This window comes from Enterobacter cloacae complex sp. P24RS (assembly GCF_014982165.1).
In the GTDB taxonomy this organism is placed as follows: domain Bacteria; phylum Pseudomonadota; class Gammaproteobacteria; order Enterobacterales; family Enterobacteriaceae; genus Enterobacter; species Enterobacter quasihormaechei.
In genome coordinates this window covers 1-26017 of sequence record NZ_JADCKU010000020.1, presented here as the reverse complement: position 1 = coordinate 26017, position 26017 = coordinate 1, and the positions used below count along the sequence as shown (strand labels likewise).

26 protein-coding genes are annotated in these 26017 nt (G+C 57.0%); 5 read left to right on the top strand and 21 right to left on the bottom strand.

The window, feature by feature from the left end:
- Positions 1-367 precede the first annotated feature (367 nt).
- Positions 368-1681, top strand: coding sequence for a glutamate/aspartate:proton symporter GltP (gene gltP / locus INF58_RS18470; protein ID WP_102751353.1), 1314 nt, complete (start codon positions 368-370; stop codon positions 1679-1681).
- Positions 1682-1761: 80 nt separating this feature from the next.
- Here the strand turns inward: gltP and INF58_RS18465 are convergent, their stop codons facing one another.
- From INF58_RS18465 to fdhF, 3 genes are all read right to left on the bottom strand, one after another.
- A complete protein-coding gene (locus INF58_RS18465) occupies positions 1762-2436 on the bottom strand; it encodes a tetratricopeptide repeat protein (protein WP_131637925.1) in 675 nt (224 codons plus the stop codon).
- 121 nt (positions 2437-2557) lie between these two features.
- Positions 2558-2710, bottom strand: coding sequence for a Hok/Gef family protein (locus tag INF58_RS18460; RefSeq protein ID WP_063865490.1), 153 nt, complete (start codon positions 2708-2710; stop codon positions 2558-2560).
- Between the two features lie 320 nt (positions 2711-3030).
- The gene (fdhF, locus tag INF58_RS18455) at positions 3031-5178 is read right to left on the bottom strand and encodes a formate dehydrogenase subunit alpha (protein ID WP_107534479.1); all 2148 of its coding nucleotides are present in this window, start codon (positions 5176-5178) and stop codon (positions 3031-3033) included.
- A gap of 305 nt (positions 5179-5483) precedes the next feature.
- Here fdhF and yjdP point away from each other — a divergent pair, with 305 nt between their 5' ends.
- A complete protein-coding gene (yjdP, locus tag INF58_RS18450; protein WP_058652447.1) occupies positions 5484-5807 on the top strand; it encodes a DDRRRQL repeat protein YjdP in 324 nt (107 codons plus the stop codon).
- Positions 5808-5888: 81 nt separating this feature from the next.
- On the opposite strand, the gene phnP is transcribed toward yjdP, so the two are convergent.
- The 16 genes from phnP to INF58_RS18370 form a co-directional block, all read right to left on the bottom strand.
- Positions 5889-6647 (bottom strand): phosphonate metabolism protein PhnP, encoded by a 759-nt coding sequence (gene phnP / locus INF58_RS18445; protein WP_193528263.1) that lies wholly within the window; start codon positions 6645-6647, stop codon positions 5889-5891.
- Positions 6648-6656: 9 nt separating this feature from the next.
- Positions 6657-7091, bottom strand: coding sequence for an aminoalkylphosphonate N-acetyltransferase (gene phnO, locus INF58_RS18440; protein WP_063865487.1), 435 nt, complete (start codon positions 7089-7091; stop codon positions 6657-6659).
- Positions 7084-7635, bottom strand: a complete 552-nt coding sequence (gene phnN, locus INF58_RS18435) for a ribose 1,5-bisphosphokinase (protein ID WP_107534481.1) — start codon at positions 7633-7635, stop codon at positions 7084-7086. Before phnN ends, phnO begins: the two co-directional genes overlap by 8 nt.
- Positions 7632-8768, bottom strand: a complete 1137-nt coding sequence (gene phnM / locus INF58_RS18430) for an alpha-D-ribose 1-methylphosphonate 5-triphosphate diphosphatase (protein ID WP_112793231.1) — start codon at positions 8766-8768, stop codon at positions 7632-7634. Before phnM ends, phnN begins: the two co-directional genes overlap by 4 nt.
- A complete protein-coding gene (phnL, locus tag INF58_RS18425; RefSeq protein ID WP_193528262.1) occupies positions 8765-9445 on the bottom strand; it encodes a phosphonate C-P lyase system protein PhnL in 681 nt (226 codons plus the stop codon). The genes phnM and phnL overlap by 4 nt, the downstream gene beginning before the upstream one ends.
- A gap of 106 nt (positions 9446-9551) precedes the next feature.
- Complete coding sequence (phnK, locus tag INF58_RS18420) at positions 9552-10307, bottom strand: phosphonate C-P lyase system protein PhnK (protein WP_063449830.1); 756 nt, start codon at positions 10305-10307, stop codon at positions 9552-9554.
- On the bottom strand, positions 10304-11149 hold the full coding sequence (phnJ, locus tag INF58_RS18415) for an alpha-D-ribose 1-methylphosphonate 5-phosphate C-P-lyase PhnJ (protein WP_063449829.1): 846 nt from the start codon (positions 11147-11149) through the stop codon (positions 10304-10306). The genes phnK and phnJ overlap by 4 nt, the downstream gene beginning before the upstream one ends.
- Positions 11142-12206 (bottom strand): carbon-phosphorus lyase complex subunit PhnI, encoded by a 1065-nt coding sequence (locus INF58_RS18410; protein ID WP_193528261.1) that lies wholly within the window; start codon positions 12204-12206, stop codon positions 11142-11144. Before INF58_RS18410 ends, phnJ begins: the two co-directional genes overlap by 8 nt.
- Complete coding sequence (phnH, locus tag INF58_RS18405; protein ID WP_193528260.1) at positions 12206-12790, bottom strand: phosphonate C-P lyase system protein PhnH; 585 nt, start codon at positions 12788-12790, stop codon at positions 12206-12208. Before phnH ends, INF58_RS18410 begins: the two co-directional genes overlap by 1 nt.
- Positions 12787-13239, bottom strand: coding sequence for a phosphonate C-P lyase system protein PhnG (phnG, locus tag INF58_RS18400; protein WP_063865482.1), 453 nt, complete (start codon positions 13237-13239; stop codon positions 12787-12789). Before phnG ends, phnH begins: the two co-directional genes overlap by 4 nt.
- Positions 13240-13965, bottom strand: coding sequence for a phosphonate metabolism transcriptional regulator PhnF (phnF, locus tag INF58_RS18395; protein ID WP_063865481.1), 726 nt, complete (start codon positions 13963-13965; stop codon positions 13240-13242).
- Between the two features lie 20 nt (positions 13966-13985).
- Positions 13986-14765 carry a phosphonate ABC transporter, permease protein PhnE gene (phnE, locus tag INF58_RS18390; RefSeq protein WP_032646912.1) on the bottom strand — a complete coding sequence of 260 codons (780 nt, stop codon included), beginning with the start codon at positions 14763-14765 and terminating at the stop codon, positions 13986-13988.
- Between the two features lie 102 nt (positions 14766-14867).
- Positions 14868-15884 carry a phosphonate ABC transporter substrate-binding protein gene (phnD, locus tag INF58_RS18385; protein ID WP_063865480.1) on the bottom strand — a complete coding sequence of 339 codons (1017 nt, stop codon included), beginning with the start codon at positions 15882-15884 and terminating at the stop codon, positions 14868-14870.
- A gap of 23 nt (positions 15885-15907) precedes the next feature.
- Complete coding sequence (gene phnC, locus INF58_RS18380; protein ID WP_193528259.1) at positions 15908-16696, bottom strand: phosphonate ABC transporter ATP-binding protein; 789 nt, start codon at positions 16694-16696, stop codon at positions 15908-15910.
- A gap of 173 nt (positions 16697-16869) precedes the next feature.
- A complete protein-coding gene (yjdN, locus tag INF58_RS18375) occupies positions 16870-17301 on the bottom strand; it encodes a VOC family metalloprotein YjdN (RefSeq protein WP_193528258.1) in 432 nt (143 codons plus the stop codon).
- A gap of 80 nt (positions 17302-17381) precedes the next feature.
- Positions 17382-17717 (bottom strand): zinc ribbon domain-containing protein YjdM, encoded by a 336-nt coding sequence (locus tag INF58_RS18370; protein WP_063449823.1) that lies wholly within the window; start codon positions 17715-17717, stop codon positions 17382-17384.
- Between the two features lie 589 nt (positions 17718-18306).
- Between INF58_RS18370 and crfC the strand changes: the two genes are divergently transcribed.
- Positions 18307-20661, top strand: a complete 2355-nt coding sequence (gene crfC, locus INF58_RS18365; RefSeq protein WP_193037790.1) for a clamp-binding protein CrfC — start codon at positions 18307-18309, stop codon at positions 20659-20661.
- On the top strand, positions 20658-21536 hold the full coding sequence (locus tag INF58_RS18360) for a diguanylate cyclase regulator RdcB family protein (RefSeq protein WP_193528257.1): 879 nt from the start codon (positions 20658-20660) through the stop codon (positions 21534-21536). Before crfC ends, INF58_RS18360 begins: the two co-directional genes overlap by 4 nt.
- A 32-nt stretch (positions 21537-21568) precedes the next feature.
- On the opposite strand, the gene kdgT is transcribed toward INF58_RS18360, so the two are convergent.
- Positions 21569-22561, bottom strand: a complete 993-nt coding sequence (gene kdgT, locus INF58_RS18355; protein ID WP_063865474.1) for a 2-keto-3-deoxygluconate transporter — start codon at positions 22559-22561, stop codon at positions 21569-21571.
- 645 nt (positions 22562-23206) lie between these two features.
- Here kdgT and proP point away from each other — a divergent pair.
- A complete protein-coding gene (proP, locus tag INF58_RS18350; protein ID WP_063449819.1) occupies positions 23207-24709 on the top strand; it encodes a glycine betaine/L-proline transporter ProP in 1503 nt (500 codons plus the stop codon).
- Between the two features lie 33 nt (positions 24710-24742).
- Here proP and INF58_RS18345 read toward each other — a convergent pair whose 3' ends face one another.
- Positions 24743-25696, bottom strand: coding sequence for a nickel/cobalt transporter (locus tag INF58_RS18345; protein WP_107534492.1), 954 nt, complete (start codon positions 25694-25696; stop codon positions 24743-24745).
- Positions 25697-26017: the final 321 nt, after the last annotated feature.

Sequence of the window (26017 nt, the reverse complement as noted above, 5' to 3'; positions counted from 1 at the left end):
GGGCTTTACAAGCTTTGTTTAGTATTTGGGCGACAGATCACGCATTGTCTGAAGCGTATGAAAATTGAGCGAATGAAACTTTGAAGGGAAATAATTCATCTGAAGAATTATTCACTTTTTTGCAGTGAAAATATTTTGTATAACAAACGGTTATTTATGCGAATTGCTATAAATTACCGCCAGTGACCCTTTTTGCAGTGAAATGCCTTGTTCTTTAAGGCTTGCGCAGCATGCCGTGCAAATGATACTCATACGGCGCGTTAAAAAATCCCATAAACCAACGCAACACAATTCATACCCTTTCAGTATGTCTCCATATTCATGCAGTTTTGCTGGTGCGGAGATTTCATTGAGGAAGTCAGTTTCTATGAAAAATTTGAAAGTCAGCCTGGCCTGGCAGATCCTGCTGGCCCTTGTGCTGGGCATCTTGCTGGGCAGTTACCTCCATTATCATAGCGACAGCCGCGAGTGGCTGATTGCGAACCTTCTCTCCCCTGCGGGCGATATCTTTATTCATCTGATCAAGATGATTGTGGTGCCCATTGTGATCTCGACGCTGGTGGTCGGTATTGCCGGGGTAGGTGATGCGAAGCAGTTAGGCCGCATCGGTGCAAAAACCATTATCTATTTCGAAGTGATCACCACGGTTGCCATCATTCTTGGCATTACCCTGGCGAACGTATTCCAGCCAGGTTCCGGGATCGATATGTCGCAGCTGGCGACGGTGGATATTTCGAAATATCAAAGCACGACCGCTGACGTGCAGAGCCACGCTCACGGCCTGATGGGCACGATCCTGTCGCTGGTGCCGACCAACATTATCGCGTCGATGGCGAAAGGCGAGATGCTGCCGATCATCTTCTTCTCGGTCCTCTTTGGTCTGGGGCTCTCCTCCCTGCCGGCAACGCACCGTGAGCCGCTGGTGACCGTGTTCCGCTCTATCTCCGAAACCATGTTCAAAGTCACCCACATGGTCATGCGCTATGCACCGGTTGGGGTCTTTGCGCTGATCGCCGTGACCGTGGCGAACTTCGGTTTTGCCTCCCTGTGGCCGCTGGCGAAGCTGGTGCTCCTGGTGCACTTCGCCATTCTGTTCTTCGCGCTGGTGGTGCTGGGGATTGTGGCGCGCCTGTGCGGGCTGAGTATCTGGATCCTGATCCGCATCCTGAAGGATGAGCTGATTCTGGCGTATTCCACCGCAAGCTCCGAGAGCGTGCTGCCGCGCATTATCGAGAAGATGGAGGCGTACGGTGCGCCAGCGTCGATAACGAGCTTCGTGGTGCCGACCGGCTACTCCTTTAACCTGGATGGCTCGACGCTGTACCAGAGTATTGCGGCGATCTTTATCGCGCAGCTGTACGGCATTGACCTGTCGCTGTGGCAGGAGATCGTACTGGTTCTGACGCTGATGGTGACCTCAAAGGGCATCGCAGGCGTGCCGGGCGTCTCCTTCGTGGTGCTGCTGGCGACGCTGGGCAGCGTGGGTATTCCGCTGGAAGGCCTGGCGTTCATCGCCGGTGTAGACCGTATCCTCGACATGGCGCGTACCGCGCTGAACGTGGTAGGTAACGCGCTGGCGGTGCTGGTTATCTCCAAGTGGGAACACAAATTCGACCGTAAAAAAGCGCTGGCGTATGAACGCGAGGTGCTGGGTCGTTTTGATAAGACGGCTGACCAGTAACATCCTAAGCCCGGTGGCGCTGCGCTTACCGGGCCTACGGGTTTTGTAGGCCGGGTAAGGCGAAGCCGCCACCCGGCACGTTATTCTCCGCTCAACGCATCAAACTCCTCACACCCCGTATCAAACCCTTCGGTACAGCTCAGGTTTAGCCAGTAGAGCGCTTTCTGCTTATTCGGCGTAATAAACCCTTTCTCCCCCTGCTGAAACAGCATTCCTGCCCAGTACTCCGCATAACCGGTACGTGACAGTGACGAGCTGCGTTTAAACCACGACGCGGCCTGCGCGTCATCCTGAGGGACGTCAACACCGTTGGCATAAATCAGCCCCAGCAGCAGCTGCGCGTCCACCGCCGCGTCGCTATCGATATCTTCGGTCGCCGATTGCAGGAGCTTGATGGCCTGGGGATAGTCGGTTTTACCCGCCTGCGTGTTCACCAGAATGCGCGCCAGCATAATTGTGCCGCGCTTGCTGCCTGCGATGGTGGCCTGCTGCGCCAGCGTTTTGGACTGAGCATAATCCCCCTGCGTAAAGAGGATCTGCGAGAGTAACCCCATGGCGTCGACATCACCGCCTTTCGCGGCTTTCTCGGCCCATAGCGCTGCCTGCATTTTGTCACCGGAGCTGAAGTACGTATCGGCGAGATAATACTGCGCGCGCGCATTGCCCGCTTCAGCCTGCTTTTTATACTGGCCGCCAATCTCATCGGCATGGGCAAATGCGGTTAAAAAGAACAACATCAGAAAAAGGGTTTTCATGGATTCTTATCATCTGGGTACACGCCGCGCAGTATAATCGCGGCGACAGAAGAAAAAAACGGGTGCGTTAAGACCTCAGCATCCCACAAGCCGGGCGGAACACGCGTTCCGCCCGAAGAGGTTAGCCCGCGGTGCAGGCTAATTTTGCCGCCACCTCCTGATGTTCACTCTTTATTGAAAACTCACATAACTTATCGCGAGTAATAAAGGTAAAGATCACTATCGTCAGGCAAATAATAAAGACGATGCCTAACGCAGTTTTTAATGGCGTCATGCCTTTTACTCCTTGCTTACAAAAGAATAAGAGGCTACTCTCAACCTGTTGGTAGTTGAGGGGTAGCCTCGGGTAAATGCAAATTTCCCGGGGCTTTCCACTTTCTGTCCCTCAACAATGCTCAAGACAGAAAGTCTTAAGCACCCGCCGCATATCTTATCCCTCTGAATTAAAATGCAAAGATGTAATTTATTTCCGCGCAAATTACATTTTTCTGCGAGACGCCTTCAGAAATATATATAGATGTAATTAATATTGGTGCAAGAAATAATAATGGGGTGAATATCTCACCCCATTTAGTCAGCGATTATTTAACAGCATTAACCCATTGCGCTTTCACGCAGTCGGGCCTTCAGCTTGTTATATTCGTCGATCACATACTGTTCCGCCGCGTGCTGGTCCGCAATCGGCTCCACGTTGACGGCGCAGTATTTATACTCCGGCGTTTTGGTTATCGGGCTGAGGTTCTCCGTCACCAGTTCGTTACAGGCGCCAATCCACCACTGGTAGGTCATGTAGACCGCCCCTTTGTTCGGACGGTCGCTGACCTGCGCGCGGGTAATGACGCGGCCTTTACGCGAGTTCACCCACACCAGCGCTTCATCTTCAATACCGAGCCGTTCGGCGTCGGCGGTGTTGATCTGCGCGTAGCCCGGCTCGTCCGCCAGCGCCGCCAGCGCGGCACAGTTGCCGGTCATTGAACGGCAGGAGTAGTGGCCCACTTCGCGCACGGTGGAGAGCACCATCGGAAACTCGTCAGTGAGTTTATCGATCGGCGCGACCCAGTCGCAGGTGAAGAACTGCGCCAGCCCGTTCGGGGTATCGAATTTCTCCTTAAAGAGATAAGACGTCCCCTGGTCGGCCTCCGACTCGTCCCGGCACGGCCACTGGATATACCCCAGCTCGCCCATTTTTTCATAGGTTGCCCCGTAAAAATCCGGGCAGAGATGACGCAGCTCGTCCCAGATCTCCTGGGTGTTGTTGTAGTGCATCGGGTAGCCCATGCGGGTGGCGATTTCGCTGATGATCTGCCAGTCGGTTTTCAGATCCCACTTCGGCTCAACGGCCTTAAAGAAGCGCTGGAAACCGCGGTCTGCCGCCGTGTAGACACCTTCATGCTCGCCCCAGGAGGTCGACGGGAGAATCACATCCGCCGCCGCCGCGGTTTTGGTCATGAAGATATCCTGGACAATCACCAGCTCCAGATCCTCGAAGCCTTTGCGCACCGCAGACAGCTCGGCGTCGGTCTGGAGCGGATCTTCACCCATGATGTAGGCCGCCCGCACTTCGCCGTGCGCCGCGCGGTGCGGCAGCTCGCTGATGCGGTATCCGGTGTGTTCCGGCAGGCTCTCCACGCCCCAGGCCTTCGCAAACTTCTCGCGGTTTTCCGGGTACTTCACGTACTGATAGCCAGGATACGTGTCCGGCAGCGCGCCCATGTCGCACGCGCCCTGCACGTTATTCTGACCGCGCACCGGGTTCACGCCGACATGCGCTTTACCCAGATTTCCGGTCAGCATCGCGAGGCTGGTCAGGGAACGCACGGTTTCCACGCCCTGATAGAACTGGGTGACGCCCATGCCCCACAGAATGGCGGCGGTTTTGGCCCCGGCGTACATGCGTGCGGCCTGGCGGATCGCCTGTGCGCTCACGCCGGTTATCGACTCTACCGACTCCGGCGTGTAGCCTTCGACAATTTTCCGGTACTCTTCAAACCCTTCCGTACGCGTGGCGACAAACGCCTGGTCATACAGGTTTTCCTCAATAATGACGTGCCCCATCGCGTTCAACAGCGCGATGTTCGAGCCGTTTTTCAGTGCGATGTGCATATCCGCAATGCGCGCGGTTTCGATTTTGCGCGGATCGCAGACGATGATTTTCGCCCCGTTCTGTTTGGCGCGAATAACGTGGTTCGCGACGATAGGGTGAGAATCCGCCGGGTTATAACCGAAGATAAACACCAGATCGGTGTTATCTATCTCATTGATGGCATTGCTCATTGCGCCATTACCGACCGACTGGTGCAGACCTGCAACCGATGGGCCGTGTCAGACGCGAGCGCAGCAGTCGACGTTATTGGTACCAATAACGGCGCGCGCGAATTTTTGCATCACGTAGTTGGTTTCGTTCCCCGTCCCGCGCGAGGAGCCGGTGGTCTGAATCGCATCCGGGCCATACTTGGCCTTGATGGCGCTGAGGCGCGTGGCGACATAATCCAGCGCTTCATTCCAGGAGACGGCTTCCAGCTTGCCACCGCGCTCGCGGCGGATCATGGGGGTTTTCAGGCGCGGCGTGAGGATTTGGGTATCGTTAATAAAATCCCAGCCGTAATACCCTTTCAGGCACAGCGTGCCCTGATTGGTTTTACCCTGCGCCGCTTCCGCCCGGACGATTTTGCCGTTATCGACCACCAGGTGGATCTTGCAACCTGAGGCACAATAAGGGCAAACCGTGACGACCTTTTTCATCACTTTGCTCCCGTTAAACAGTTCTTACCTGCCCTTTATGCAGCATCTATGCCATGTTTTTAATAGGGGTATTTCCTGACGTTACGGCCGTTTGCGGAGCAAAACCCTGACGAAAAACAGCCAATCGTCAAAATTGACGTGTCGAAAGGGCAGGGATGTGACGTGGATTGAATTTCCGTCACGTCAAAAAGATGTCGGCAAGCCTGAGCGGCGCTGCGCAGGTGAGGGCAATTTGAGATTCCTCCGCTACTCCCGCCAATAGCCAGTCATTACCTTAAGGCCAGTTCACCTGCGAGTCTGGCCTTATGAAACGTTACTCTACCGCCCTGTTATTTGGCTTGCTGACTTTAACCAGCCAGCTGGCGCATGCCGATGTGATTGATGATGCCATTGGCAATATTCAGCAGGCGATCAACGACGCCTATAACCCCGGCAGCAGCCGTAATGACGATGACGACGATCGTTACGATCGCAGCCGTCAAACCGACAGCCGGCAGTACGACGATCGTCGCCGGCAGTTAGAGGATCGACGCCAGCGTTTAGACGAGCGTCAGCGCCAGCTGGATGACGACAGGCGTCGGTTAGAAGAAGATGAGCGTCGGTTAGAGGATGATTACGATCGAGGCTAAAACCTGGTGGCGCTTCGCTTACGCAGGCCTACAAAACCTGGAGCGTAGGCCGGGTAAGGCACAGCCGCCACCCGGCAGAACTCAGTCGAGAACCAAAACCATCCCGTCATATCCCGCTTCAATGCCGTCCGGCAGCGGGTTATCCATCATCCACGCGTCAAACTGATGGCTGATATGCGTCAGGATCACCTGCGGACAGCCAATCACCTCGTTCAGGGCCATCACCGTATTTAAATCACAGTGGTTGCGCGGCGTCTCCGGACGTGGTTCATGGCTACAGTCGATGATTATCGCCTGCGGCTGGTTGTTAAGCAGAAACGTCACCGTTTTATCCGGCAGTCCGGCGGTATCAGACAGCCACGCCACGCGGCTGTGGGCGGACTCCAGCAGATAGCCAAACGTGAGTTTAGAATGGTTGAGCGGCAGCGGCGTCACCCGCAGGCCCTGTAGCTCAAACATCACGAACGGCTCGACCGTGTGGCTGAAATCCAGGATGCCCGGATGTTTGAACAGATCGTCACAGCCTGCCTCGTCTGGCGGACCGTAGACGGGAATGGTGGCGCCTACACCCCAGCGCAGAGGGAAAAGCCCCTGAACGTGATCCATATGATAATGGGTAAGCAAAAACTGCTGGAAGCTGCCCGCAGGCCAGTCGTCCATCAGGTGCGGAATACCCGCGTCCAGCAAGGTGACCGCATCGTTGAATTTGACCGCCGCGCTACAGGGGCGACGGCGATAATTTTCCTGCAAGCGCGCCCTTCGGCACGCGGCACAGTCGCAGCCAAACACCGGCACCAGCTGTGCGCTTCCGGTTCCCGTTAACGTGATGGTCAGACTCATAACGCACCTCTACAGCGGTTTGGTGAAGCGGAAATGGCTTTGCGTATACCCTTCACGAACATAAAAACGGTGTGCATCCACGCGCTTCACGCTGGTGGAAAGTTCGGTCAGCTCGGCACCTGCCTGCCTCGCGATGTCCTCTGCCCAGGCCAGGAGCTGGCTGCCCACTTTCAGTCCGCGCGCCTGCGGCATCACCACCAGCTCCTGGATCTCGCCGATCCAGCGGGCATGGTGCAGGTGAAACTGCATGTGCAGGCCGATCATGCCGATGACCTGCCCGTCCAGCTCGGCAAGCTGGTAGCGCATATTGTGATCCTGAAGGTTGGCCAGAAATCCGGCGTGAAACGCCTGGTGATCGAACTCTGCCTGCTTCAGTTCACAGATCAGGGCGTAAACAATTTGTGCATCGTCGGCGGTGGCGGGGCGAAGCTGGCAGTCAGGCATGCTGTCTCTCCTTCTGGCGAATAAGCGATAAAAAGGTCTCGACTGACTGTAGCAAACTTCCGTCGTTATTGAGGACGTGACAGCCCGATGGGGTGTAGCGCGCCGCACGTTCCAGCCGCTGGTCGATCTCACGCGCATTTTCGCGCCCCCGGCTTTGCAGGCGGCTGCGCAGAATATCCGGAGAAACCTGCAAACAGACTGGCAGCAGCGCCGCTTCGTACCGGGCTATGGCCTGCGGCAGATGCGCGCGTGAACCGTTGACCAGCACGTCGAAGCCCGCGTGCAGCCAGAGGTCGATCTCGATGCCGACGCCGTAATAAAAGCCGTTCGCGTGCCAGCTCAGCGCCAGCAAGTTTTGCCCGGCGCGGGTAAAAAACTCCTGCTCGCTCAGGGCGATATGGTTTTCACTCCCGGCGTTCGCCGCGCGGGTAATGTAGCGGTGCGCCACCAGCAGCTGTGAATGTTCTCGCTGCCGTAACGCCGACAGCAGGCTGTCCTTCCCGGAGCCGGACGGGCCCATTAACCAGATGAGTCTTCCCATCAGAACACCCTTTTTCCCTGACGCCAGACGTGGTCGATATGAATGTGCTCGCCCTTGCGGTGCGCCAGCACCAGATCCGCCCGTTTGCCTTCGGCAATCTCACCGCGATCGTGAAGGTTGAGCGCGCTGGCCGGGTTTTTCGTCACCAGACGGATCGCCTGCGGCAGCGTAAAGCGGTTGTCTTCGTCGTCCGCGACGCGGAAGGCCGCGTCCAGCAGGCTGGCGGGGTAATAGTCAGATGAGAGGATATCCAGCAGGCCGAGCGAGGCCAGCGAGCTTGCCGCCACGTTGCCGGAGTGCGAGCCGCCGCGCACGATGTTCGGCGCACCCATCAGCACGTTCATACCGTGCTTGCGGGAGGCTTCAGCCGCCTCGAACGTGGTGGGAAATTCGGCGATCACGCTGCCAAGCTGGTGGGATTCCCGTACGTGATCGTGCGTGGCGTCGTCATGGCTGGCCAGCGCGATATTCCGGTCGCGACACATCGCGGCAATGGAGAGGCGGTTCGGCTGCGACCACCGGGCTGCCAGCGCCAGTTGCTCTTCTTCATAGCGCGCCATCTCCGCATCGCTGAGAGAATACTTGCCCTGATAGTATTCGCGATATTTTTCAATGTTGGCGAACTGGCGCTGCCCCGGGGAGTGATCCATCAGCGAAACCAGCGACACCGGCTCGCGCCCGACCAGTTTTTCAAACAGCGGCAGCGTGGTGTGGTGCGGCAGCTCGCAGCGCAGGTGCAGGCGGTGCTCGGCGCGGTTGAGGCCGCGCTTTTGCGTCTCTTCCACGGCGTTGATCATCTTTTCCAGATTCTCCAGACGATCGCCGCCGTCGCGCACGTCGCCGATCGCCACCGCGTCCAGCACCGTGGTGATACCGCTGGCGACCATCAGCGCGTCGTGGCTGCTCATCGCCGAATGGGCGGGCCAGTCCACCTTCGGGCGGGGAGTGAAGAATTTGTCCAGATTATCGGTGTGCAGCTCAATCAGCCCCGGCAGCAGCCAGCCGCCTTCGCCGTCCATCGCCTCCGGGGAGCGGCTCTGGGTTTCGGCAAACGCGCGGATGACGCCGTCCCGGACCTCAACCGAGCCGTTCACGACCTCATTTTCCAGTACCAGCCTGACGTTATTGATAATCATACGTTTGTCCCCATTGGATGCAGCCTGTCCGCCACGAGATTGCGGACGGCGTCGTCGTGGAAGATCCCGACGATCGCCGCGCCGCGCGCTTTGGCCTGTTCGATCAGATCCATCACCGCTGCGCTGTTTTTAGCGTCGAGCGAGGCGGTGGGTTCATCCAGCAGTAAAATCGGATAGTCGACAATAAAGCCGCGCGCGATGTTCACGCGCTGCTGTTCGCCACCGGAAAAGGTCGACGGGGCGAGGTGCCACAGACGCTCCGGCACGTTGAGGCGCGTCAGCAGGCTGGCGGCTTTAGCGGCGCAGGTTTCGCGCGGGACGCCAAGATCCAGCAGGGGCTGCATCACCACGTCCAGGGCGGAGATCCGCGGGATCACCCGCAGGAACTGGCTGACCCAGCCGATCGTTGTACGGCGCACTTCCAGTACTTTGCGCGCAGGGGCCTGGACCAGATCGATCCATTCATTGTTATGGTAAATATGGATATGGCCTTCGTCCGGTAAATAGTTGGCGTACAGGGAACGCAGCAGAGTGGATTTTCCGCTGCCGGAATGGCCATGCAGCACCACGCATTCGCCGCCGCTGACCTCTAACGAGGCATTTTGCAGTACCGGCAGGCGGACGCCGTTTTGCTGGTGGAGCACAAAGGTCTTACTGACATTTTCAACGTGGATCATTTTGGCCTCGCGATTCGTTTTGCCGGGTGGCGGCTTCGCCTTACCCGGCCTACAGGTGCGGTGTTCGTAGGCCGGGTAAGCGCAGCGCCACCCGGCAACAGCACCCTCAGTTCTGCAACACCGACGACACCAGCAGCTGGGTGTACGGATGATGTGGATCGTCGAGCACGCGGTCGGTCAGCCCACTTTCCACCACCTGGCCCTGCTTCATCACCAGCAGACGGTCCGCCAGCAGCCGCGCAACGCCCAGATCGTGGGTGACAATCACCACCGCCAGGTTCAGCTCCACCACCAGGCCGCGCAGCAGGTCGAGCAGGCGCGCCTGCACGGAGACGTCCAGCCCGCCGGTCGGTTCATCCATAAACACCAGCTTCGGATGGGTGACCAGATTGCGGGCAATCTGCAAGCGCTGCTGCATGCCGCCGGAGAAGGTCGTTGGCAGGTCGTCGATGCGCGAGGCGGGGATTTCCACCTCCTCCAGCCAGCGCTGCGCGGTGGCGCGGATGTTGCCGTAGTGGCGCGCGCCGGTGGCCATCAGCCGTTCGCCGATATTGCCTCCCGCCGACACCTGACGGCGCAGGCCATCCATCGGATGCTGATGCACCACGCCCCACTCGGTGCGCAGCAGGCGGCGGCGCTCGGCCTCGCTCATGGCGTACAGGGATTTGCCTTCATACAGAATGTCGCCGTTCTGCGGCGTCAGGCGCGCGGAGATAGACTTCAGCAGGGTGGTTTTACCGGAGCCGGACTCGCCGACAATGCCCAGCACTTCGCCCGGCCACAGCTCAAACGACACGTCGCTGAAGCCTTTGCCCGGCGCATATAGGTGAGTCAGGTTATTAACCGAAAGCAGCGGTTTCATTGGCCGTTCGCCTCGCTCTGTTGGCGGCAGTAATCGGTGTCGGAGCAGACAAACATTCGTTTGCCCGTGTCGTCCAGCACCACTTCATCCAGATAACTGTGCTTTGAACCGCAGATGGCGCACGGCTCGTCCCACTCCTGCACCGTAAACGGGTGATCGTCAAAATCCAGGCTTTCGACGCGCGTATACGGCGGTACGGCGTAAATGCGTTTTTCACGTCCGGCACCAAAGAGTTGCAGGGCAGGCATCATGTCCATCTTCGGGTTATCGAATTTCGGGATCGGCGACGGGTCCATCACGTAGCGGCCGTTCACCTTCACCGGGTAGGCGTAGGTGGTGGCGATATGGCCGAAGCGGGCGATGTCTTCATACAGTTTGACCTGCATGATCCCGTACTCTTCCAGGGCATGCATGGTGCGGGTTTCGGTTTCCCGCGGCTCGATAAAGCGCAGCGGCTCCGGGATCGGCACCTGGAAAATCAAAATCTGATCTTCCGTCAGCGGGGTTTCCGGGATGCGGTGACGGGTCTGGATCAGCGTCGCATCCTCGGTTTTCTCTGTGGTGTTGACGCCCGTTACGCGCTTAAAGAAGTGGCGGATCGACACGGCGTTGGTGGTGTCGTCTGCCCCCTGATCGATGACCTTCAGCACGTCCGCTTCGCCGATCACGCTGGCGGTGATCTGAATGCCGCCGGTGCCCCAGCCGTACGGCATAGGCATTTCACGGCCACCAAACGGCACCTGATAGCCGGGGATCGCCACTGCTTTAAGAATGGCGCGGCGGATCATGCGTTTCGTTTGCTCATCCAGATAGGCAAAGTTGTAGCCGCTTAAGTTAGCCATTGGCGCGCTCCCGTTGCAGACGTTTCAGCAGTTCCAGTTCGGCCTGGAAATCGACGTAGTGCGGCAGCTTGAGGTGCGAGACAAAGCCTGCGGCCTCAACGTTATCCGCGTGGGCCAGCACGAACTCTTCGTCCTGTGCCGGGCCGGAGACTGGCTCGCCGTAGTCCGGCGCCTGGAGCGCACGGTCAACCAGCGCCATCGCCATCGCCTTACGCTCGCTCAGGCCGTACACCAGCCCATAGCCGCGGGTAAAGTGCGGATCTTCATTGTCTGGCGCGACAAAACCGTTGACCATTTCACATTCGGTCATCAGCAGTTCGCCGATGTTCACCGCAAAACCCAGCTCTTCGGGCACAATGTCGATGTCGAGAGAGCCGCTGCGAATCTCTGCCGCGAACGGGTGGTTGCGCCCGTAGCCGCGCTGTGTGGAGTAGGCCAGCGCCAGCAGATACCCTTCGTCGCCGCGCATCAGCTGTTGCAGGCGGGACGAGCGTGAGCACGGGTAAACCGGCGGCGTGCGGGTGATGTCATCCGGTGTGCTGCCGGTGTCCTCCTCCGCCTTCGCCAGCCCCTGGTTTGCCAGCAGGCTAAAAACGTGCGGAGAGGCGTCTTGTTCAGCGTCAGAGGCGCTGAGCTGAGGGACTTCACCGTTCGCCAGCAGCGTGAAGTCCAGCAGACGATGGGTGTAGTCGTAGGTCGGGCCAAGGAGCTGGCCGCCGGGAATGTCTTTGTACACGGCTGAAATGCGGCGCTCTAAACGCATTTCAGCCGTGTTCACCGGCTCGCTCACCGCCAGCTTCGCCAGCGTAGTGCGGTAGGCGCGCAGCAGAAAGATAGCTTCCACGTTATCGCCGCTGGCCTGTTTTAGCGCCAGCGCCGCCAGCTCGCGGTCCGCGATGCCGCCTTCGGTCATTACGCGGTCGACGGCCAAATTTAACTGCTGTTCAATCTGGGCGACGCTCAGCTCGGGAAGCGCGTCATCCCCCCGGCGTCTGTGCTCCTGTAAGGCATGGGCGGCGGCAATCGCCTTTTCCCCCCCTTTGACGGCAACGTACATCAGCACACCTCCACGTGAGTGGTCCGCGGGATCGCCAGCATGCGTTCGCCGCAGGTCAGGATCAGGTCAATGCCGAGCGGGAACGGGTGCGGACGCTCGGTCAGCTCATGGATGATGCACTCCGGCAGTTGGGGCGCGACCATCCGCTCGTCGGCGATGCCTGCGCCCGTCAGGCGAAGCATGCGGCCACCGCTCAGGCTGGAGACTTGCAGGATCAGCGTGGCGCTGGTTTCCGGTGCGACGGCGCTGCCTTCACTCAGGGCGTTAAGCTGTTCATGGCTGATCTGTTCGTCGGCCACGGCAAAGACCGCCTGCTGGGGCTGCTCGACCAGCGGCGCGCTGGTGTGAAAGCGCAGGTTCTGGCTGGCGATATCGTTCAGCAATGCGCCTGACAGCCATACCGGGGTGTCGTTGTCCGCCAGCGTCAGCAGCACGCTGGTAGAGGCGAGGTTCAGCGGCAGCCAGCCCTGCGAAAGCTGGTGCAGCGAGACGATCACGCCCGGCTCGCTCATGGCCTTCAGCAGGCGACGGAAACTTTGTTGGGCATCCTGGACGGCCAGGGTAAAGGCAGGTTGAAGCGTCATGCGTTGTCTCCGCGAACGAGCGTAAAGAAGTCGACCCGGCTGGTGTTCACTTCGGCCTGACGCGCGGCAAGGCGTGCGGCGCGGTCAGCTTCCAGCGGGGCAATAAGGGTTTCCATTAACGTCTGGAAATGCGGGTGTTCCTGTAAAAGCGCGTCGATCACCGCGCAGCGCTCGGCGTGCGTTTTGTCGCGCCCAAGTACGTAGCTGTAACCCAGCGTGCCGCTGTTAAGGCGGATCACCGCGCGGGTGAGAGTGGCATCGCCAGCGAAGAAGCGCTCGCCGGTGCCGCCCATGCGTGCCTGGATCTGCACCAGGCCGATCTCCGGCGCGCGGATCGTGTCGTAGTCCGGCGTCAGGCCGAGAGCGTTCATGCGGGCGGCCAGCGCAGCAGGCTGGCTGTGGGCCAGCACGCGCATCCAGCGCTGACGAGTGGAGGTGTCGAAGTGCATTCAGTGCTCCATGGTGAATTCAATCATGTCGGCGCGGGTCAGGCTGACGGAGTATTCCGTTGCGTTGACCTCGCCGTCACGGTGGTTGAGGGTGCGCACGCAGAGCAGCGGGGCCATATTGGGGATCTCCAGCACCTTGCTCTCTTTCGCCTGCGCGCGACGGGCGCTGATGCGCGTCTGGGTGCGTTTGAGCGCAATGCCGGTCGCGTCCTGAAGAAAATCATGCAGGGAACCGCTGGCGAAATGTTGCAGCACGGGCCAGAGGGTGAGGTCCGCGAAGTAATGGTCAATCTGGCACACTGCCACGCCGTTGACCCGGCGCAACGTGCGCAGGTGTACGACGTTGTCACCCTCCTGAATCCCGAGTGCGTCCGCCACGTGGCGGGAGGCCGGGCGCAGGACCGAAAGCAGTTTTTCGCTGGTGGGATGGCTGCCCTGATCGAGCAGGTTCTGGCTAAAACGCGCCTGGGCGTTGAGCGGGTAGTCAAACGGGCGCATCAGCACCAGCACGCCGACGCCCTGACGGCGTTGGACCCAACCGCGCTCGACCAGCTGGTCAATGGCGCGGCGCAGGGTGTGGCGGTTCACTTCGTAGCGGTCGGCAAGCTGCTGCTCGGCGGGCAGGTAGTCACCGCAGCGGTAATGCGTGCGCAGCTCCACTTCGAGCCTGGCCGCAATCTCTTGCCAGCGGGTGGGGTAACTGGTCGGATGTCTGGATAAGTGCATACCAATCAAAGCCTCGCTTATCAGATGAAGTGCTTACGCAAGCGTTGAGAGAGGAAATCCAGCAGGCTGACGGTGACGATGATAAGTACCATCAGGGCGCAGGTTTGCTGGAACTGGAAACCGCGAATCGCTTCCCACAGCGTGACACCAATCCCGCCTGCGCCCACCATGCCGACCACGGTGGCGGAGCGGACGTTGGACTCGAAGCGGTACAGCGAGTAGGAGATGAGCAGCGGCATCACCTGCGGCAGGACGCCGTAGAGGATCTCTTCGATTTTGTTGGCGCCGGTTGCGCGGATGCCTTCCACCGGGCCGGGCTCGATGGCTTCAACCGCTTCCGAGAGCAGCTTGGAGAGCACGCCGGTGGTGTGGATGAACAGCGCCATCACGCCCGCGAACGGCCCCAGACCGACGGCCACCACGAACAGCATCGCAAAGACCATTTCGTTGATGGCGCGACAGGCGTCCATCAGGCGGCGCATCGGCTGGTATACCCACCACGGCACGATGTTCTCGGCGCTCATCAGGCCGAAGGGAATGGAGAGAATGACGGCGAGGGCGGTGCCCCAGACGGCGATTTGCAGGGTGATTGCCATTTCACCGAGGTAGTCCTGCCACTGGCTGAAGTCCGGCGGGAAGAAGTCGGCGGCGAAGGTCGCCATATTGCCGGAATCTTTGAAGAGCAGCAGCGGATCCATCTCTGCGCCTTTCCAGGAGATAACCAGCACCGCCAGCAGAATGGCCCAGCTTATAAGCGAGAACCAGCTGCGCTTCGGCGGCGGGAGGGTGATGGTTTGCATGTTTGACTCCGTGGGTCTTTGTGTGCCGGATGGCGCGACGCTTATCCGGCCTACGATCCAAAATGTAGGCCCGGTAAGCGCAGCGCCACCGGGCGAAAAGCGTTACTGCACCGCTTTATTCACGCTGGTCATTGCGCCGAGCGCGGCGGTCAGGCGGTCGAGATCGTCCAGCTGCGCCTGAAGCTCAGAGACCTTGCTGGTTTTCTCTTCTTCCTTGAGCCCTTTGTTGTCCTTCACGCCCTGCATCTGTTTGAACAGCGCCAGCTGGCGAATCGGCACCAGCTGCAAATCGCTGGACGCGCGGAACGGTGCCCAGCCCAGGCGCGCCAGCACCGCTTTCTCTTCCGGCGTTTTGCCGTAGTTCATAAAGAAGTCGTAGACCTTGTCCTTGGTGCTTTCGGAGAGGTTTTTACGCCACACGATCGGGTCGCCCGGGATCAGCGGTGATTTCCAGATCACCTTCAGCGCTTTCAGCTTGTCCGGCGCGGAGGTCTTCAGCTTGTCGAGGTTTTCGGTGTTGTTAGTCGCAACGTCTACCTGCTTGTTCGCTACGGCCAGGGCGTTGGTTTCGTGGCCAGCGTTCACCGTGCGCTTGAAGTCGCTGGCGGAGATGTTGTTTTTCGCGAAGACGTAGTAGCCAGGGACGAGGAAGCCGGAGGTGGAATTCGGATCGCCGTTACCAAAGGTCAGCTCTTTGCGTTTGGCGATCATGTCGTTGAGGGTGTTGATCGGGCTGTCTTTGTTGACGATCAGCACGCTCCAGTAGCCCGGGGAGCCATCTGCCGCAACGGTCTGGGCAAAGACCTGGCCGTTGGCGCGGTCCACCGCTTCCATGGCAGAAAGGTTGCCGTACCACGCGATGTCCACTTTGTTGAAGCGCATTCCCTGGATGATGCCCGCGTAGTCCGGGGCGAAGAAGGCGTTCACTTTGATCCCCAGTTTGGTTTCCATATCTTTCAGGAACGGTTCCCACTGCGGCTTCAGGTTTTGCTGTGATTCCGTTGAAATGATGCCAAAGTTCAACGCTTTTTCCTGCTCTTCGGCGTAGGCCGGGCTTAACAGGGTGCTGATGCTGAACATGCTGGTGAAGGCCAGCGCGGCAACGGCTTTGTAGTTCATTTCCATTCCTCGTTATCGGGGCGTTAAGCAGCCTGCGCGCGTTCTTCGACGCGGTTTACGCTGCGGTAGAGATGATCAAAACGTTCGTTATCAAACTGGTGGCTGGCGCCATCGAAGAACACGTGGCCCTGACGCAGGGCGACGATGCGCTCGCAGTAGCGCAGGGCGTAATCCACCTGATGCAGCGTCACCACCACGGTGATGCCGTCGTTCTGGTTGATGTCGCGCAGGGTTTCCATCACGATGCGCGCCGATTCCGGGTCCAGCGAGGCGATGGGCTCATCGGCCAGAATGATTTTGGCTTTCTGCATCAGGGCGCGGGCAATGGCGACGCGCTGCTGCTGCCCGCCGGACAGCGTGGACACGCGCTGGTGGGCGAAATGCGCCATGCCGACGCGAGTCAGCGCCTGTAAGGCTTCTTGTTTCTGGGAAGGGGAGAACCAGCGCAGGCAGGTACGCCAGAACGGGGTGCTGCCGAGCGCGCCAATCAGCACGTTCTCGAGCACCGTCAGGCGGCTCACCAGGTTGAACTGCTGAAAGATGTAGCCCGTCTGGGCGCGGCTTTTGCGAATATCGCTCGCCAGACGGCCCGCATGCTGCACGGTGTTACCCAGCAGCTCGACGCGGCTTTCCGGCGTTTTGTCGCAGGTGATAAGGCCGCTTAAGTGACGCAGAAGGGTAGATTTCCCTGAACCGGACGGCCCCAGCAGAGCTACCATTTCGCCCTGCTGGACGGTCAGATCAACGGCATGCAGCGCCTTGTTGTGATTGAAGGTTTTGCTCAGTTTCTCGACGCGGATGACAGTGTGCATGTGCTGGGCCTCACGATAAATGTGGCCTCATGCTGGCGCATCAATATGACATTTGGGTTAAGTCTCGGTTGCGGAAAGTTGAAGAGTTGAGGGGGATTTGATGACAATCACCGTAGGTCCGGTCAGCGCAGCGCCACCGGGCGCTGTTGCCGGATGCGCTGCGCTTATACGGCCTACGATTTAACGACGTTAATCATCCACGGCACGCCGTATTTATCGGTCACAGTACCGAAACCGTGCGCCCAGAAGGTTTCCTGCCAGGCCATTTCGATATTCCCGCCATCGGCAAGGTTGTCGAACCAGCGCTTGCCTTCCGATACATCCTGGGTGTCGAGCACCAGCGTGAAACCCGCGTATTGCGCGCTGCTGCCAAGCGGTATTCCGTCGCTCATCATAATATCGCTGCCCGCGATGCGGACGTTAGAGTGGGCGATGGCGGAATCCGGGAACTGCATGCCTGACGGACAGCCTTCTTCGCTGCTTTCGTCTTTAGGCATTTCGCCGAAGGTGATTTTGTAGAGGAGTTCTGCGCCGACGGCCTGCTGATAGAAGGCGGTGGCCTCCGCACAGTTGCCGGCGAAAGAGATGTAGGGACTTAACGGCATAATCTTTACCTCACGTAGGAAAAGCCCGTTAAGTGTAGTTCCCGAACGCCCGGTAAGCGAAGCGTCACCGGGCGGGTAAATCAGTTCTTTTTCACGAACTCAGATTTCAGTTTCATCGGACCGAAGCCGTCAATTTTGCAGTCAATATTATGATCGCCTTCAACCAGACGGATATTTTTGACTTTAGTGCCGATCTTCAGCATGGAGGAGCTGCCTTTTACCTTCAGATCTTTCACAACGGTAACGCTGTCGCCGTCTGCCAGCAGGTTGCCGTTCGCGTCTTTTACGATCGGCGTATCGCTGTCCTGCTCTGGCTCCGCATCGTTCCATTCATGAGCGCATTCCGGGCAAACGAACATGCCGTTGTCTTCATAGGTATATTCAGAATTGCATTTCGGGCAGTGGGGAAGTTGCATGTTGGTATCCTCAAAAGTGTTAACACGCTGGAAAATGCCAGCTAAATGACGGCAGTATGCCGAAAAAGGCAGCGAGTATAACGCAAATCCCCACTTTTGTCGGTGATATTGTTTAAGGAAAATAGTGCGCCAGCACGCCAGAGATGACGCGAACCGTCAGTGAATAAAAAGAAGCGTATGCCTTGAACGGCAGAGAGCGAAGGGATGTTAAATATATCGAATATTTTATTACAGCAAATTGCTACGCTGGGCCATTTCGGATAAGGTGAAGGAACAAGCCGTTATTTATCTCCCTCTCTGAGGCCATACATCTTTTGGCGTCCGGGAATACCTCTCTTTTTTGGTGGGTAAATAACGATGATATATCCTGATGTTTCCTGAAAATGCGTTTTGTCTATTCACTTTTGGCTTTCTGGCCAGAGGGATGTTTTACACGTATTACAAGTCGGGATTTAAATTCTCATTACCTTCAGTTAGTTGTATTAAATGAACATGTTTTCCATACGTGATCATATAAGCCTGAAAAGTATAATTAAAACAATGTGGCTTAATAAAAGTAATAAATTTGCGTTAAGGAAAGGCTTTTATCATGCACACACAGACCATATTTGAATTAAGCCAGGAAGCTGAACGTTTGTTACAGCTCGCGCTGAACAATCTTGATTCATTAAAATCAATGCCGATTGCAAAGCTGGATAGCACAGCCGCTGCCATGAGCGGCGTTAATAACAACGTTTTGCCATTACATTTTAGCGCCCGGGGCGTCGACGCGCAGCAGGCGATGCTGAATAACGAATTACGCAAAATAACCCGCCTCGAAATGGTGCTGGCGATTGTGGGTACCATGAAGGCGGGGAAATCGACCACCATTAATGCGATTGTGGGCACTGAAGTACTGCCGAACCGCAATCGTCCGATGACGGCACTTCCCACGCTGATCCGCCACACGCCGGGCCAGAAGGAGCCGGTGCTGCATTTTTTGCACGTTTCGCCTATTGATACCCTGATCTCCCAGCTACAAAAGAAGTTGTGCGATAACGATCGCGGCAAGTTGGCGCGGCGGCTGGAGATCGACAAGGACATGAATACGCTGCTGGAGCGCATCGAAAAAGGCGAGGCGTTTGAAAAACACCACCTCGGCGCGGAGCCCATCTTTCATTGTCTGAAAAGCCTGAACGATCTGGTGCGGCTTTCCCAGGCGCTGGGCGTTGAGTTTCCTTTTTCTGAGTATGCCGCGATTGAACATATACCGGTGATTGAGGTGGAGTTTATGCACCTCGCCGGTCTGGATGCGCACCTGGGGCAACTGACGCTGCTCGACACGCCGGGGCCGAACGAGGCCGGTCAGCCGCACCTGCAAAAAATGCTCAGCGAACAGCTGGCGCGCGCCTCCGCCGTGCTGGCGGTGATGGACTATACCCAGCTTAAATCCATTTCTGATGCAGAGGTTCGTCAGGCAATTTCGGCGGCGGGGAAATCCGTGCCGCTTTATGCCCTGGTTAATAAATTCGACCAGAAAGATCGTAACAGCGACGATGAAGAGCAGGTGCGGGCGATGATTTCCGGCACGCTGATGAAAGGAAATATCTCTCCAGGGAAAATTTATCCGGTTTCGTCCATGTGGGCCTATCTGGCGAACCGCGCCCGCTATGAGATGACCATCCACGGGCGGCTGCCCGATCATCAGGATCAGCCCTGGGTGCAGGATTTTGCCGAGGCTGCGCTGGGTCGCCGCTGGCGAACGGCCGATCTGGACGATATTGACCATATTCGTCATGCGGCGGATCTGCTGTGGGAGGATTCGCTGTTCGAACAACCGATCCGTAAATTGATTTACGCGGCTTACGCCAACGCCTCGCTGTTCGCGCTGCGGTCGGCCTCGCATAAGCTGCTCAATTATGCGCAAAACGCCAGAGAATACCTGGATTTTCGCCATCAGGGACTGACGGTCGCCTTTGATGAGCTGGAGCGGAATATTACACGCCTGGAAGAGGATATGGCGATGCTGCATCAGCGGCAGAGCGTGGTGGGCGATGAAGTCCAGCATGAAGTAGAAGAGGCGCTCAACGCAACGGACGCATTCCTGCTTCGTCAGAAAGGTGAGCTACACCAGGCGCTGGCCGACATCTTTAGCCGCCCGTCTGTTCTTGATTTAGCGGGAGGCGACCCAGCCCGTTTGCGTGCAGACGACGCGGATGCGATCCAACAGCTGGTGCTTGACGATGAAGGGCAGGCGCAGATTGTGCTGAGTAAGATCCGATCGTCATGCGAGCGGATTATGCTGGATGCGCAGAGCAAAATCGGCCGGGAGCTGGCGTTACGCTTCGATCAGCTGGAATCCACGCTGGCCCGATCGCTGAATGAGGCGATGCGCCCCATCGAGACGCGAATTAAAGAACAGCTCAGTCATGCCGGCTTTCGGGCGCGGATTAGCTTTCCTGCGTTTCAGGCAAACCAGCTTAATTTCAATACGCGCGGCCTGTTTAATGATGCCATTGTGCAGGACATCCCTCCCGCCACTCCGCCAACAGGGGCGGGCAGCGTGCGCGATACCGTCGCGCGCTGGCTCAATCATCCCGGCTGGGGCTGGGAAGAGTACGTGGTGACGCGCACCCGATATGTTATCGACATCGCTCAGCTTCGTGGCAAATTTACGCAGCATACCGATCAGTTTTGCGATCAAATCCGTAAAGCTTTGGCCGCGCAGGTCGATGTCTCTGTTACGGCGGGTATGGCAACGTTCTTTGCGGAGTTTTCGTTATGCCTGACCGGGTTACAGGAAAGCTTGCGTGATAGCCTTGCCGTGCGGCAGCAGAATGAGCACTCAACCCGAGCGCTTAGCCAGTTGTTGAAGCAAAGTATGACCACTGCGGCGTGGATTCAGGAAGATACCCGACTGTTACGCGATGATATTCAAACCCTTTTCGCGGCAGAGCAACCATGACAACACGGCTACTGGACGGTCCCGGGCGGACGCTGGAGTGTATTCATCCAAAATTTATGGTCGATTTGGTCCAGGGGGCGGATGCTGCACGTCACTCTCTTCTGGGGCCACAGCAGCTGCAATTTCGTGAGCGTTTGACGCAGGATATTGTTACGCAGACCCGGCTGCGGCCGTGGGCAATGGCGGGAATGCTCAACGAAAATGCAGCACTGCGGCTGGGGCTGGCGGAGAAACTGGTCGGTATGCTTGACCCCGGACATCTTGCGCTGACCCGTATGGCCGACAAGCTGGTAGCCCTGCGCCAGCAGGTTAATCCACGCATCTCTCAGTCTCCCGGATTGTTGCAACAGTACGAGGCGCTCTCCGCCCATTTCAACCAGCGTGCCGCCTATAAAGAGAAAGCGCTCGCGCAGCGCGGCCTCATAGTTCAGGCGGGTGAGCACAGCGAACAAATTTTTACCCGCTGGCGAGCCGGGCAGTATGACGGCTGGTCGCTGGCTGGCCGCTGCTTTATCGCGCTGGAAGAGTTGCGCTGGGGCGCTTTTGGCGATGCCTGTCGTCTGGCGAATGGCGATGTGGCGGCCATGCTAAAAGATAACCTGCGCAGCATGGCCGCAAACTATCTGGCCCAGGGAATTGATGCCTCTCCCACGACCCGGCATTTTTACCATCAGTGGCTGTCCACGCCCGCCTCTCCTGGCCTGCTGGAATATAAAGGTATGCTGGGCTGGCTGGGGGACTGGTGTCAGGCGGATAAACATCCGGTAAGCTGGTCAGTGACGCAGAGCTGGCAAACGGTGGCGCTGGGCATGCCGAGACTCTGTTCGGCAAAACGGCTGGTGGATGGCATGGTGGAAGAGATGTTTGGTGCGTGATTGCCCCCTCTTTTAAGGAGGGGGCGAACGGCTTAGTGATGCATTTCTACCGCTTTAGGTTCTGCCTGGGTCTCAGGCACATGGCCAAAGCGTCTGGCGTACAGCGCCGTGATGATCGGGACCAGAATCGCCGTCACAATCACGCTGGCGGCAACCAGGGCCGTGGCGGACGCGGCAACCGGTTCAAAGGCCGGATTAATCTGGGCGATAATCACCGGGTTGGCTACCGCAGCGCCTGCGGCTGAAGAAGCGGCCACGCCCGCGGTTCCGTTGCCGCCCCCGATGACGCGGTCTGCGATAATCAGCGGAATACCCGTGATGATGATGACGGCAACACCCAGCACAATCCCCAGCAGGCCGGTTTCCAGGATTACGTTCAGGTTGATGGTATTGCCCAACGCGAAGCCGAAGAACGGGATCAGTACCGGGGTGGCTTTGCTGAAGAAATCGCGCAGATCGTGATCGAGATTGCCCAGCGCAAAGCCAATCAGGAACGGCAGGATCGCCCCAACAAAGTGGTGTGGTTCAAAAGAGGCAAGGCCGGCAGAACCCAGAATCAACATGGTCATCAGCGGACCCGATTCCAGGGACATCAGCACGAACGCACCCGATTCTTCTTTGGTACCATATTGATTCATCAGGCTGGCATAGAGTCCGCCGTTGGTCATATCCATTGCGGAGACAATGGCCAGAACGGATAATCCGGCGAAGAAGCCGGTCTGAATGCCATTCTCCGGAATGAACATCGCACAGATCATGGCAACGACCCAGGCGACCGCAATTTTGGTAATGACCAGCGTCCCTGATTTACGTAATACCGTACCTGTTGCACGCAAGTTAATAGACGCGCCGATACAAAAGAACCAGACTGCCAGAATCGGAACCGTTCCGGTAATCATACCTTTTGTAAAACCACCAAAATAAGCACCGGTGTTCGGGGCCAGCGTATTTAATATCGCACCAAGTACCAGCGGGACCAGCATCATCCCACCCGGGATGCGTTCTATTGTTGCTTTAATCTTCATCATTAACCCTCACATCTCGCCCGCGTGGCTGGCGGAAAGCTCAAAAAATAGATCAACAAATTCAATAAATTGCCCTTTGCGGGGAACAATCCATTCGTGACTTATGCTGTAAAGCGACATTAAGGCTTTCCGTGTTCCTTCATGTGAAAGCCGTTGAGATATCGTGTTCGGATTTATCATGCGATCTTTGGAATTGCGATTCAATGAAAATAAAACGCTGTTTTAGTTATCTTCGTCACATATTGTAAGTAAACAGGAATCCATACTGTGAATAATTAAATTTTGTGTAAATTAGGTGTGAAGAAATGTGATTGTTTTTCGTTTTAAGAGTAATAATAACGGGCGTTAAGATGTGTTTGATAAGGGGGTTGAGAATGACCTTATTTATAGTGAATTGACAAAACTCGAAGCCAACTTACGCGCAGGAAAAATATATGTGAAGTTGATCACATATATAAACGCTGGTAGGGTAAAAAGGTCTTTAACTGCCCAGACAGGCGTCAACAGGTTCGGTTGTATCGACATAAAACGTCAATGTAAGTAAACCTGCTACGCTTGAATAAGGAGATTCGCATGGAGCGGATCTCGCATTCACAGCCTGAAATGCGCTGTGAATTGGACGGGGCTGAGTCTACGAGGAAAGCTATGCTTAGAAGGAAAAAAGTAAAACCCATCACGCTGCGCGATGTCACCATTATTGATGACGCGAAACTGCGCAAAGCGATTACAGCGGCCTCGCTCGGTAATGCGATGGAGTGGTTCGATTTTGGTGTCTACGGCTTCGTTGCCTACGCGCTTGGTAAAGTGTTCTTCCCCGGTGCCGATCCCAGCTTGCAGATGATTGCCGCGCTGGGTACGTTCTCTGTTCCCTTCCTTATTCGTCCTCTCGGTGGCCTGTTCTTCGGCATGCTGGGTGATAAATATGGTCGCCAGAAGATCCTGGCTATTACCATTGTCATCATGTCGATAAGTACATTCTGTATCGGCCTTATTCCGTCCTATGCGACCATTGGTATATGGGCGCCTATCCTGCTGCTGATCTGTAAGATGGCGCAGGGCTTCTCGGTTGGCGGCGAATATACCGGCGCATCGATTTTTGTCGCCGAGTATTCCCCGGACCGTAAACGCGGCTTTATGGGCAGCTGGCTCGACTTTGGCTCGATTGCCGGGTTCGTCATGGGCGCAGGGGTTGTGGTTCTGATCTCGACCGTCGTCGGTGAACAGAACTTCCTCGACTGGGGCTGGCGTATTCCGTTCTTCCTGGCGCTGCCGCTGGGCATCATCGGTCTTTACCTGCGTCACGCTCTGGAAGAGACGCCTGCGTTCCAGCAGCACGTTGAAAAGCTGGAGCAGGGCGACCGCGAAGGGTTGCAGGACGGTCCGAAAGTGTCGTTCAAAGAGATTGCGACCAAACACTGGCGCAGCCTGCTGACCTGTATCGGTCTGGTGATTTCCACCAACGTGACCTACTACATGCTGCTGACCTACATGCCGAGCTACCTGTCGCATAACCTGCACTACTCGGAAGATCACGGCGTGCTGATTATTATCGCCATCATGGTGGGTATGCTGTTCGTGCAGCCGATTATGGGCCTGCTGAGTGACCGCTTTGGCCGTAAGCCATTCATCATTCTCGGTAGCGTCGCGCTGTTCGCGCTGGCTATTCCGGCCTTTATCCTGATTAACAGCAACGTGCTGGGGCTGATTTTCGCCGGCCTGCTGATGCTGGCGGTGATCCTCAACTGCTTCATTGGGGTAATGGCTTCTACGCTGCCGGCAATGTTCCCGACGCATATTCGCTACAGCGCGCTGGCGGCGGCCTTTAATATCTCCGTTCTGATTGCCGGCCTGACGCCGACGCTTGCCGCTTCACTGGTGGAGAGCACGCAGAACCTGATGATGCCTGCTTACTATCTGATGGTCATCGCGGTGATCGGCCTGATTACCGGCATCACCATGAAGGAGACGGCGAACCGTCCGCTGAAAGGGGCAACGCCTGCGGCGTCTGATATTCAGGAAGCGAAGGAGATCCTGCGCGAGCACTACGATAACGTAGAGCAGAAGATTGAAGATATAGACGCAGAGATTGAAGAGCTTCAGAAAAAACGTTCTCGCCTGGTTGATCAGCATCCGAGAATTAACGAGTAATAAAAAAACCCGCCGCCGGCGGGTTTTCTTTTATTAGCATCCTGCGGCGATGTAATCCCCGTTGGCGCTAATGGGGATCACCGTCAGGAACAGGACAGTCGCGAACAGGATCAGCACAACCCCTCCGGCAATTTTGACCATCGGCACCATCCAGTTCAGCGAAGAGCCGCCGCCAAACCAGGCGACTGTTCGTTCACGGGCATAACGTACCGCCAGCGATAGCCCCATAATCGACAGCGCCGTGCCCAGCGACATTGTCATCACAGCAGCAATCCCCCAGCTAACGATGCCGAGCGCATTCGAGAACATCAGGATCATAATTGCCCCGCTGCACGGGCGTGCGCCAATGGCCAGCACCACGCCCAGACGGGTTTTCCAGTCGCTTTTTGCCAGATCCACCCCTACGCCGTGATGGCCGCAGCCACAGCGTTCATCATGCTGGTGAAGCGGCTTGATGGCGTTAATCGCCATTTTGCGCGGACGCAGGCTGCTTAGCGCCTGATAGATGATAAACGCACCGAAGGCGGCAATCAGTACGGCGCTGATTTTCTCGACATACCAACGGCTGGTGCTGATATCCCCTGACGCGAGGTTCAATCCAACCGCCAGGATAAAGACAAAGAGGATCGCGCTGACGCCCTGCATCAGGCTACCGATAAACGGTACGACGCGCGCCGCGAGCTGGCTCTCTTTATTAGTAGTGAGATACGTGGCGACGATAAATTTGCCGTGCCCCGGTCCAACAGCATGGAGTACGCCATAAAGAAATGCACCGGTTAACAACCACAGCCCACCGCTGTACTGATGGTTATTAAGTTGCAGCAGATACATCACCAGATAACGGTGCAGGGCGATCTGGGTGGCGAGGCACCACTGTATAAAAGCATTCCAGTGAGTATGAAGAACAAAACCTGCCGTAAGCAACACCAGCACGGTGAGCCCGGCGGTTGGGATACGCCAGTCTCGATGAAGTCGCTGTGTCGTCATGATGTTGACCCGTGAGAGAAATATTTGCCGCTAGTATAGTGTTCAATTGAGTGGATCACACAAGGATCGTCAATGGATTGTGGATAACTCTGTGCGTAAAAGGGTATAAGGCGGGGTTTTGCTGGGGAATACAGCAGTCAGTCATTTTTTTGCAACTTTTCTGTTGCGGTCGCTCGGGAACTCCCTATAATGCGCCTCCATCGACACGGCGGATGTGAATCACTTCACAGTTAACCCGGTCGGTTGAAGAGAAAAAATCCTGAAATAACGGGTTGACTCTGAAAGAGGAAAGCGTAATATACGCCACCTCGCAACGGTGAG

Bases quoted from the DNA above. Each gene is read 5' to 3' on its own strand.
- phnD (WP_063865480.1), bottom strand. From the start codon at position 15,884: ATGAACTACAAAGCCGTTGCCGCGCTGGCCTTCACCAGCATGTTCAGC.
- gltP (WP_102751353.1), top strand. From the start codon at position 368: ATGAAAAATTTGAAAGTCAGCCTGGCCTGGCAGATCCTGCTGGCCCTT.
- phnC (WP_193528259.1), bottom strand. From the start codon at position 16,696: ATGCACACTGTCATCCGCGTCGAGAAACTGAGCAAAACCTTCAATCAC.
- INF58_RS18370 (WP_063449823.1), bottom strand. From the start codon at position 17,717: ATGCAACTTCCCCACTGCCCGAAATGCAATTCTGAATATACCTATGAA.
- kdgT (WP_063865474.1), bottom strand. From the start codon at position 22,561: ATGAAGATTAAAGCAACAATAGAACGCATCCCGGGTGGGATGATGCTG.
- phnK (WP_063449830.1), bottom strand. From the start codon at position 10,307: ATGAAACCGCTGCTTTCGGTTAATAACCTGACTCACCTATATGCGCCG.
- phnE (WP_032646912.1), bottom strand. From the start codon at position 14,765: ATGCAAACCATCACCCTCCCGCCGCCGAAGCGCAGCTGGTTCTCGCTT.
- phnG (WP_063865482.1), bottom strand. From the start codon at position 13,239: ATGCACTTCGACACCTCCACTCGTCAGCGCTGGATGCGCGTGCTGGCC.
- phnJ (WP_063449829.1), bottom strand. From the start codon at position 11,149: ATGGCTAACTTAAGCGGCTACAACTTTGCCTATCTGGATGAGCAAACG.
- phnF (WP_063865481.1), bottom strand. From the start codon at position 13,965: ATGCACTTATCCAGACATCCGACCAGTTACCCCACCCGCTGGCAAGAG.
- phnP (WP_193528263.1), bottom strand. From the start codon at position 6,647: ATGAGTCTGACCATCACGTTAACGGGAACCGGAAGCGCACAGCTGGTG.
- yjdN (WP_193528258.1), bottom strand. From the start codon at position 17,301: ATGCCGTTAAGTCCCTACATCTCTTTCGCCGGCAACTGTGCGGAGGCC.
- phnH (WP_193528260.1), bottom strand. From the start codon at position 12,790: ATGACGCTTCAACCTGCCTTTACCCTGGCCGTCCAGGATGCCCAACAA.
- phnL (WP_193528262.1), bottom strand. From the start codon at position 9,445: ATGATCCACGTTGAAAATGTCAGTAAGACCTTTGTGCTCCACCAGCAA.
- INF58_RS18360 (WP_193528257.1), top strand. From the start codon at position 20,658: ATGACAACACGGCTACTGGACGGTCCCGGGCGGACGCTGGAGTGTATT.
- phnO (WP_063865487.1), bottom strand. From the start codon at position 7,091: ATGCCTGACTGCCAGCTTCGCCCCGCCACCGCCGACGATGCACAAATT.
- yjdP (WP_058652447.1), top strand. From the start codon at position 5,484: ATGAAACGTTACTCTACCGCCCTGTTATTTGGCTTGCTGACTTTAACC.
- INF58_RS18460 (WP_063865490.1), bottom strand. From the start codon at position 2,710: ATGACGCCATTAAAAACTGCGTTAGGCATCGTCTTTATTATTTGCCTG.
- phnM (WP_112793231.1), bottom strand. From the start codon at position 8,768: ATGATTATCAATAACGTCAGGCTGGTACTGGAAAATGAGGTCGTGAAC.
- INF58_RS18410 (WP_193528261.1), bottom strand. From the start codon at position 12,206: ATGTACGTTGCCGTCAAAGGGGGGGAAAAGGCGATTGCCGCCGCCCAT.
- INF58_RS18345 (WP_107534492.1), bottom strand. From the start codon at position 25,696: ATGACGACACAGCGACTTCATCGAGACTGGCGTATCCCAACCGCCGGG.
- INF58_RS18465 (WP_131637925.1), bottom strand. From the start codon at position 2,436: ATGAAAACCCTTTTTCTGATGTTGTTCTTTTTAACCGCATTTGCCCAT.
- crfC (WP_193037790.1), top strand. From the start codon at position 18,307: ATGCACACACAGACCATATTTGAATTAAGCCAGGAAGCTGAACGTTTG.
- proP (WP_063449819.1), top strand. From the start codon at position 23,207: ATGCTTAGAAGGAAAAAAGTAAAACCCATCACGCTGCGCGATGTCACC.